The organism is Snodgrassella sp. (assembly GCF_024103505.1).
GTDB classification, from domain to species: domain Bacteria; phylum Pseudomonadota; class Gammaproteobacteria; order Burkholderiales; family Neisseriaceae; genus Snodgrassella; species Snodgrassella communis.
Map to the genome: position 1 here is coordinate 20,643 of NZ_JAGGIJ010000013.1, position 8,633 is coordinate 29,275.

At 42.9% G+C, this 8,633-nt stretch carries 7 protein-coding genes; 3 read left to right on the forward strand and 4 right to left on the reverse strand.

The window, feature by feature from the left end:
* The first annotated feature begins 3 nt into the window (after window positions 1-3).
* Window positions 4-1,191 (forward strand): DegT/DnrJ/EryC1/StrS family aminotransferase, encoded by a 1,188-nt coding sequence (locus J6578_RS10055; RefSeq protein ID WP_239366847.1) that lies wholly within the window; start codon window positions 4-6, stop codon window positions 1,189-1,191.
* On the opposite strand, the gene J6578_RS10060 is transcribed toward J6578_RS10055, so the two are convergent.
* Genes J6578_RS10060 through J6578_RS10070 form a run of 3 tightly spaced genes read right to left on the reverse strand, consistent with a single transcriptional unit; the run spans window position 1,173 to window position 4,615 of the window.
* Window positions 1,173-2,063 (reverse strand): arginase family protein, encoded by an 891-nt coding sequence (locus J6578_RS10060; RefSeq protein ID WP_287954565.1) that lies wholly within the window; start codon window positions 2,061-2,063, stop codon window positions 1,173-1,175. The two genes, J6578_RS10055 and J6578_RS10060, sit on opposite strands and share 19 nt — an antisense overlap.
* Window positions 2,056-3,189, reverse strand: coding sequence for a GNAT family N-acetyltransferase (locus J6578_RS10065; RefSeq protein WP_287954567.1), 1,134 nt, complete (start codon window positions 3,187-3,189; stop codon window positions 2,056-2,058). The genes J6578_RS10060 and J6578_RS10065 overlap by 8 nt, the downstream gene beginning before the upstream one ends.
* 10 nt (window positions 3,190-3,199) lie before the next feature.
* Window positions 3,200-4,615, reverse strand: a complete 1,416-nt coding sequence (locus J6578_RS10070) for an aspartate aminotransferase family protein (protein WP_287954569.1) — start codon at window positions 4,613-4,615, stop codon at window positions 3,200-3,202.
* Between the two features lie 395 nt (window positions 4,616-5,010).
* Here J6578_RS10070 and J6578_RS10075 point away from each other — a divergent pair, with 395 nt between their 5' ends.
* Window positions 5,011-6,210 (forward strand): MFS transporter, encoded by a 1,200-nt coding sequence (locus J6578_RS10075; RefSeq protein WP_287954570.1) that lies wholly within the window; start codon window positions 5,011-5,013, stop codon window positions 6,208-6,210.
* 202 nt (window positions 6,211-6,412) lie between these two features.
* The gene (ppk2, locus tag J6578_RS10080; RefSeq protein WP_239428533.1) at window positions 6,413-7,282 is read left to right on the forward strand and encodes a polyphosphate kinase 2; all 870 of its coding nucleotides are present in this window, start codon (window positions 6,413-6,415) and stop codon (window positions 7,280-7,282) included.
* A 58-nt stretch (window positions 7,283-7,340) separates the two neighbouring features.
* Here ppk2 and J6578_RS10085 read toward each other — a convergent pair whose 3' ends face one another.
* On the reverse strand, window positions 7,341-8,066 hold the full coding sequence (locus J6578_RS10085; RefSeq protein ID WP_287954572.1) for a 16S rRNA (uracil(1498)-N(3))-methyltransferase: 726 nt from the start codon (window positions 8,064-8,066) through the stop codon (window positions 7,341-7,343).
* Between the last annotated feature and the right edge of the window lie 567 nt (window positions 8,067-8,633).

Below are 8,633 nucleotides of genomic sequence, written 5' to 3' on the forward strand. Positions count from 1 at the left end.
GTTATGCTCAACTATTATGAAAATCCGCCTACCGCCGGTTTACCGCTGAAATGGCGTGACTGGTTGCCGACACAGCAATCACTGGCAGACAGTGTTAGTACACAATTAAATCTGCCTCCTTTACAGGTTACCTGTTCTGGTACCGCGGCACTGATCATTGCCTTAACTGCGCTATCGCAACAACATCCCATGCGCAAAACCGTAATTGTCCCAGCTTATAGCTGTCCACTAGTGGCTTTGGCCATTCATCATTGCGGTTTGCAGATACAACTATGTGATTTAAAGCCAGATAGTATTGATCTTGATACTGCACAACTTACTACCCTGTTAAATGAGCATGTATTGGCAGTTATACCCACACATCTGGGCGGACGTGTAACGGATATAGATGCAGTTAAACAATTGGCACAGCCTCTACAGATCAGTGTAATAGAAGATGCAGCGCAGGCATTGGGTGCAGAGGTAGGCAAGCATGGAGATGTTGTATTATTTAGTCTGGCTGCTGGTAAAGGGCTAACCATGTATGAAGGCGGTTTACTAACCGCCGCTGATACACAATTGCGTCGCAATTTACAAACCACTGCCAGCAGATTATTACCATTCCGGCCTAAATGGGAAGCATTACGTACCGTTGAACTCTTAGGATATACAGCTTTGTATAATCCTACCGGATTGTATTTTGCTTATGGCTATAGCCGGCGCAAAGCACTTCGTCAGCAGCAATGGATTGCTGCTGTTGGCGATGATTTTGATTTTGCCATTCCTTTGCATCGCGTCAGCCGCTGGCGTCAGAATGTTGCTGCGAATGCCTTACAGCGGTTACCGATATTTTTACATACCCTGCAACAACAAGCGGAACAACGTATCCAGAAGTTACAGAGCATTACCGGCATACAAGTGATTATTGATCAGCATGGTCAGGGTGTATGGCCATTTTTAATGGTATTAATGCCCACTGGACAACATCGTGATGCGGTATTAAATCAGTTATGGGCCAGTCCTTTAGGTGTGACCCGTTTATTCATTCATACGCTGGCACAATATGATTACCTGCGCCCAATTGTGCCTACAGTGGTTATGCCAAATGCTGAAAATTTTGCAGCACGCATGTTAACCATTACCAATAGCCCATGGCTTACTGATGCACAATTTTCCCAAATAGCTGAAGTTATTCAGAATGTCGTTTGTTGATGTTGAGCTAAAGCATTAAGTAGTTGCTGGTTAACTGCATGGTGTTGTTGTTGCCATGCTGCCAGCGTGGCTGCTGGAATTGGTTCCTGTTTGTCCATAGCGCTGAGCAGACGTTTGAGCAGGCTGATGTATTGCCATTGCGAAACTTCGCCGGTAATGTCACTACCAATAATGCGCTGATCCAGAGCAGCAATCACAGTCAATAAATGCTCCAGTTGCATACGACCCTGATCCCAGTTGGTTTGTACTACATCTTTCCCCAGCACATCCTTATCAATTGAAACATATACTGATTCACTGGTTTGTTGCTGTACCTGAATAAATGCGCTAACCAGCTCTTCTGGTGAAGCAAAAGCACGAAAAGCCTGTTGCAGACCGATTTTTTTGGCCCAGCTAACCTGTACATCCATACACCAGTAAGTTAATTTGCCCTGAAATAATGGTGCCAGCCGGTTTTCCCAGCAGTGGGCAAGGCCAATATCATTTGAAGTGATACCCAGTACATGCACATGGCTGACAAAGGGCAATTGCGCCACATAGCTTACCCACGAACCACAGTGAATCCCGAACAGATAGCGCATATTGTCCGGATGATTATCAAAAATAACTACCTGTATTGGATTAGTAGCATTGAAATATTGCTGTAAACGTTTAATTAATAATAATGAAATATGGTGGTAGTCGCCGCTGCCCATTAGTACCGTGCCATAGTATTCAGGTAACTGTCGTGCCAGTTCTGTCTCTAACTGTTTGAATTTAGCTTGTGAACAGCCAAAACGAATAGCTTCCTGCCATTGTCCCAGCTCAATTCTGAATGCATCTGTTATTATGCCTGTACTGTGATCAAAATCCAGAATAACCGGTTTATTCATGTTTTTTGCTATCCAGCTTAAGTTGCTTGTTGGCTTCCTGCCAAGTTTTGTCCTGCTCAAAGCGATTACTGATTTTGGCCAGTAAGGTTCTTAAAACAGGGTTACGTACATATACCATATGCTTCGTAAAAGTGAACTGAGCGCCGAGAGATGCCTTTACTTGCGGATCAGTCCAGCCGGCTACATAAAAATCCAGCCCGTGCTGTCTGGCATAGTCCAGATTGTAAAACCAGCTCAGATAATACAAATTCAGTTCCCGTGCCTGTGGATAAACAAAGCCAATATATTTATCCACCAACATATTATTGAGCACGAAACAAATATTGTATCCAATCAATTGCTGTTGATGATGATAGGTAAAAATTCTGGCCTGATTACTGCTATCCTGTAACAGCTGCACAAAAAATTCCCGAGTTAATAAATCAAAATGAATCTCACTTTGATTATAAACATTTAAATATAACTGATAATACTGATCTAGAACGGCTTCGTCCTGAAAACACACATCACCGCTATACAGACAACCAGTTTCAATCAATGATTGTGTTTTCAGCTTGCGCCGAAAATTTTTGCGGCGCTGATAGGACAAGCGGCTCAAATATTCATCAATATCATTAAAATCAATTGGTACCCAGGCCAGAGCCTGACCTTCCACCGCAATAAATCCCTGTTGCTGCAACGACTGAATCAGTGTAGCTGCATAATCGTTTGCCTGCGTATCCAATAATGGTGACTGCTGCGGAATATCTTTCACAATCAGCAACGGATATTTCTTGCCATAGTTCTGTTTTATTTCTAAGGCTAATTGCTGTGCTGATTGTTGCTGAGTGAGTAAAGCATACTCAGATACTGTTGTGCCAATAAAACAAGTAAGAGGTTGCAGAAAGCGTTGCCACCAGCGAAACAGTGGCCAATGGCGAATTTTCTGCTGAAAATCAGCATCAGCAGTTGTGAGTAAATCAAAGCGTGCAGCAAAAGCGGGTACCCCACTCATTAATTGCCATGCAGTAAAATCCTGTGGAGGATTGGTCAGAAAAATCTCGACCAGTTCATCCGGTTCAAGTTGAGTCAGATAATTCATAACATCCCATGTGGCAGCCGGCTTAAATACCAGCCAAGCTGCCATATAACGTGGCTTAAGCGTTTAACTCTTTTTTAGCACGTGTTATCAACTGATCCAGCAACTCAATTCCTTGATCAATTTCCTGTTTTGTAATATGCAGAGATGGGGCAAAAGTAATCACATTCTTATAATAGCCACCTATATCCAATACCAGCCCCATTTTTTGGCCTTGCCAGTCTAGATCGCCAGACATCCCAATATCAACCATCTTGTCTACTAAAGCCTTATTTGGCGTAAAGCCGTCTTCAGTACAGATTTCCGCACGCAACGCCAGCCCCAGACCATCTACTTCACCAATTTCCTTGTGGCGCTGTTCCAGCGTTTTCAAGCCTTCAAGGAAGTAGGCACCGCTTTCCATTACCATTTTCTCATAATCGGTTTCGGCCATCATTTTGAATACCTCCAGACCCACAGCTGTACCCAGCGGATTTGAAGCAAAAGTAGAATGAGTAGAACCAGCAGGGAATATCTGCGGATTAATCAACTCTTCTCGTGCCCACAAACCACCAAGAGGATTCAAACCATTAGTCAATGCTTTAGCAAATATCAGCATATCCGGTTGTACATCAAAGTGTTCAATTGACCACAACTTGCCAGTGCGATAAAAGCCCATCTGAATTTCATCGGCCACCAACAAAATACCATATTGGTCCAGAACCTTTTTCAATTCTTTAAAATAGTTGCGTGGTGGCACAATATAGCCACCCGTGCCTTGAAGCGGCTCTATATAGAACGCCGCATATTCGGCCTGACCTGCTTTCGGATCCCATACACCATGATATTCCGTTTCAAACAAACGAGCGAAATCAGCCACCAGATGTTCTCCGTATTCCTCTGATGTCATACCCTTAGGTCGCCGGAACGGATATGGAAACGGAATAAACATAGCGCGGTCAGCAAAATGACCATAGCGACGACGATAGCGGAAGCTTGAAGTAATAGAAGATGCCCCCAGCGTACGCCCGTGGTAGCCACCTTCAAACGCAAACATCAATGACCGGCCTTCAGACGCATTACGAATAATTTTCAGTGAATCCTCAATACACTGCGAACCGCCAACATTAAAATGAACCCGGCCATCACGCCCAAATTTGCGCTTCATATCCTCAGCAATAGTTTTTGCCAGCTCAATTTTGGTTGGATGCAGATACTGGCTTGCACACTGTGGCAAAGTATCCACCTGTTGCTTTAACACCGTATTCAGGCGTTCATTAGCATAACCAAAATTACAGGCTGAATACCACATCTGCAAATCCAAATAAGGCGTGCCATTTTTGTCATACATATAGCTGCCTTCGCAGCCATCAAAAATTTTTGGCGGGTTAACATAATGTACCGTATCACCAAAAGAACAATACTTTGCTTCATCTGCGAGCAACTGCGCATCATCCCGGCGATTTTCTAGTGTTTGAGCACTGGGTTTACTCATCATTAATTCCATTCTTACTAAATAAAACAGCTTATAAAAAAGTACATAATTAATACTATTATATCCTGCTAAAGCATAAAACTTGTAGAAAACAATACATGGATAAGCATATAAAACCATTATCTACTGCAAATTAAATTAACTTTGCATTTAAATAAAGAGCATAAAATCCAAAATACAGCGTATATAACAGCCATAACAGAAAAAAATGCCTGCCAATACATAGCATCACCAAATTTCATCTTTCACAACCATTAACACAATAAAATAAAAAACAGCAAATCATAAGCTATAGAGTAAAAGAAGAACTTTTACTAATATTTCTCAATCAGTTAAACTCATATCTTACCAAACACACAATTAGCACAACAATACATTTGCATACTAATATACCTATGAATACCGAACCTGACCGCATTCCCCATCCACGCTGGCTATTATTTGCCCTTGCAGTCGGCGGTTTTGCCATCGGCACCACAGAATTTGCCACCATGAGTGTTTTGCCTTATATCGCTAGCGGCTTAAATATCAGTGAACCGACAGCAGGGCATCTAATCAGTATTTATGCCCTTGGTGTCGTTGTCGGTGCGCCCGTTATTGCCATATTTGGAGCGCGTTTCAGCCGGCGTAGCCTGTTGCTAGTGCTTATGGCATTTTTCTCGCTAGCTCATCTAGGCACCATGCTTGCCCCCAACTACAACAGCATGATGCTATTTCGCTTCTTAAGTGGCTTACCGCATGGAGCCTATTTTGGTGTTGGAGCATTAGTTGCCGCTGCCATGGTGCCACCAGAAACTAGAACTCAGGCTGTAGGATTAATGATGATAGGCTTAACCATAGCTACCACTATCGGCGTACCCTTAAGCAGCTGGCTGGCTCAGGCAGTGGGTTGGCGAGTAGTCTTTCTCATCGTAGCCATACTGGCTGCTACCACCGTTATTCTGGTAGCCTTATTTTTACCACCAAACTGCATGCAAGGTAGTGGCAGCAATGCCGTGCGCGAACTTAATGCACTTACAAATCGTCAGATTTGGCTGACACTGGCCATAGGTGCCATCGGCTTTGGTGGTATGTTTGGCATATATGCCTACATGGCCTCGACTCTCGAAAACATTACCGGCATGTCGCCCAAAAGCGTGCCACTGGTTATGTGTCTATACGGCGTAGGCATGACATTAGGCAACATCATCATACCGCGTCTGGTTGGACGCCATGTGATGTCAGGACTAGCATGGTTACTGGCGTGGTCGGCAGTCATGTTAGCCTTATATCCCTTTGCACTACATTATCCATATTGGATATGTATACAAGTCGTTCTCATCGGCATGAGTGGTGCCGTAGGTACCTTATTACAAATTCGCCTTATGGACGTAGCCAAAGATGCCCAAACATTGGCTGCCGCACTGAATCATAGTGCCTTCAACGCTGCCAATGCCTTAGGACCTTATTTAGGGGGTTTAACCATTGCTGCAGGCTGGGGTTGGGCCAGCACTGCATGGGTTGGCGTTATGCTCGCAATAATTGGCTTAATCGTATGGTGGTTTACCGCACGTGACGAACAGCGTATGAATAGCAAAAGCACGCAGCCACAATAACTCATCCCATACCCTTAGTAGAAATAGAGCAGCTGGCTACTTTGCCTAGAAAATTAGCAGATCACACAAACATAAATATCTAAATAAAACTAAATGTAAAAAAGTGTAACAGAAGTTGCAAATGGCTGTTATCATTAATATTCTATCAATATATGAACAAATAGTTTAATAATTAATAATCCAATTGGCAAAGGAGGTAAAAATGACTGATAAACAATTGCAGCCAGGGATAAAAACACCTGATATTGAGCAGGCTAAAAAACAAAACAATACTTGTACCGATCAAAATAGCAAACGCAAAAAGCTGACTAAAAAGAAATACTACAAAGAACTGGAAAAACTTCAGGGTGAAATGGTTGCCCTGCAAGAATGGGTAAAAGCTTCTGGGCAGAAAGTTTGCATCATCTTTGAAGGACGTGACGGTGCAGGCAAGGGCGGTGCAATTAAAGCAATTACCGAAAGAGTCAGCCCTCGCATATTTCAGGTAGTGGCCTTACCAGCACCGAGTGAACGCCAGAAAACACAAATGTATATGCAGCGTTACATTCCCCATTTGCCAGCAGCTGGCGAAGTTATCATCTTCGACAGAAGTTGGTATAACCGTGCCGGCGTAGAGCGCGTAATGGGATTTTGCACCGAACAAGAAAGCAAAGAATTTCTAGAAATTATCCCCTTTATGGAAAAAGCCATAATCAATTCCGGTATCATCCTGCTCAAATACTGGCTTGAAGTAAGCATGGAAGAACAGCACCGACGCATGCTGGGTCGTATTAACGACCCGCGTAAAATCTGGAAACTTTCTCCCATGGATATCAAATCTTACAGTCGCTGGTACGACTACTCTCGTGCCCGTGACGAAATGATTATGGCTACCGATACCTCATGGGCTCCATGGTATGTCGTCGATTCCAACGACAAAAAGAAAGCGCGTTTGAACATCATCAAACACATACTCAGCGAAATTCCATACAAAAAAACACCACGGAAAAAAGTCGAACTGCCAAAGCGGCAGGATAAAGGCGATTATCAGGAGCCCAATTACCCTTATCGTTACATTCCGGAAAAATACTAACTACATCACCAGTCACACTGGCTGGTGTTCTTTCTCAAATTTTAATACCTATTCTGAACTACTTGCGAAAATCACCCCATAACACCTGCATCGCAGCAATTGCCGCCAGCGAAGCCGTTTCTGTACGCAATACCCGTGGCCCCAGACTGATAGCAGCAAAACCATGCCTGATTGCCAGCTCCTCCTCAGCATTACTTAACCCACCTTCTGGGCCAATTAACAACGTTACCGCCAGAGGTTGCTCAAACTCATTTAATGCCTGGGGTCGGCATAAACTCATCAGCAGCTTCAAATCATCAGTAGCCAAACCAGCCAGTGCATTAGCCAAATCCACCACCGGCCGAATTTCCGGCACCATCGTCCGCCCGCATTGTTCACATGCACCAATCGCAATATCCTGCCAGCGTTCCAGCTTTTTCAACGCCCGTTCACCACTTAAACGCTGACTACTACGTTCCGTCAGCACTGGCTGAATCAGCGTAACGCCCAATTCCACAGCTTTCTGGATAGTCATATCCATCCGTTCACTGCTTGAAATTGATTGTAGCAACGTAATCGCCAATGGAGACTCAAGCGTAACAGACTCACTACCACGGATCAGCACATCCACATTTTTCTTACCCATAGCTGTAATTTCAGCTTGATAAACAGTGCCAAGACCATCAAACAACTCAATCAGCTCACCTGGCTGGCAGCGCAAAACCTGTACATGGCGCGCTGTTGCATCTGGCAAAGAAAATGCCACTGAATCACAAATACCAGACGGAACATAAAAACGAGGCATAATAATGAAAAAATCCAATAATAATCAAACAAGCTAAATAGCAAGATTAGAAATTAATAAAATAAGCTGCTTCCTGATTAAACCAGCCCTAACCACAATCAGCAACTTATCAGCTTTATTTGTCGGCAAATATAAAATTCTGCCATACAGTGATTCCTATTATTTCCGACAAAAGTAAGAATAAAGCACTAGCAAAAAAGATAACAAACATACTGAAACAGCAAAACCATAATTAGTAATAAACCTGTCTAGTCAATAAATAACAGCACAGACAAACTTTATAAAATATAGAAGTGACACATACAATACAAATGCAACAAAAAAGCCTAGATTAAATAACTAAAACAAAAATAAGACATAGATAAATAGTAGTTGATTAAAGTGATATACAGAAATAACAGATTAATCCGTACCAAAATGACTGAGTAAAGCGAAGAACTGAAATAGACAAGTGATAAAGGAGGTCAAAGAGAGAATAAAATTTTAGGATTAAAAAACAGTCATCTGAATAAAAATCGAAAAATAAAAGCGAGAAGTAGTTGACAGGGTTTAGAGCGAGGCGTATAG

What these genes read in the sequence shown, in the direction of transcription:
- J6578_RS10070 (WP_287954569.1), bottom strand. Translation starts at nt 4,615, where the DNA reads ATGAGTAAACCCAGTGCTCAAACACTAGAAAATCGCCGGGATGATGCG.
- ppk2 (WP_239428533.1), top strand. Translation starts at nt 6,413, where the DNA reads ATGACTGATAAACAATTGCAGCCAGGGATAAAAACACCTGATATTGAG.
- J6578_RS10060 (WP_287954565.1), bottom strand. Translation starts at nt 2,063, where the DNA reads ATGAATAAACCGGTTATTCTGGATTTTGATCACAGTACAGGCATAATA.
- J6578_RS10085 (WP_287954572.1), bottom strand. Translation starts at nt 8,066, where the DNA reads ATGCCTCGTTTTTATGTTCCGTCTGGTATTTGTGATTCAGTGGCATTT.
- J6578_RS10055 (WP_239366847.1), top strand. Translation starts at nt 4, where the DNA reads ATGCTCAACTATTATGAAAATCCGCCTACCGCCGGTTTACCGCTGAAA.
- J6578_RS10075 (WP_287954570.1), top strand. Translation starts at nt 5,011, where the DNA reads ATGAATACCGAACCTGACCGCATTCCCCATCCACGCTGGCTATTATTT.
- J6578_RS10065 (WP_287954567.1), bottom strand. Translation starts at nt 3,189, where the DNA reads ATGGCAGCTTGGCTGGTATTTAAGCCGGCTGCCACATGGGATGTTATG.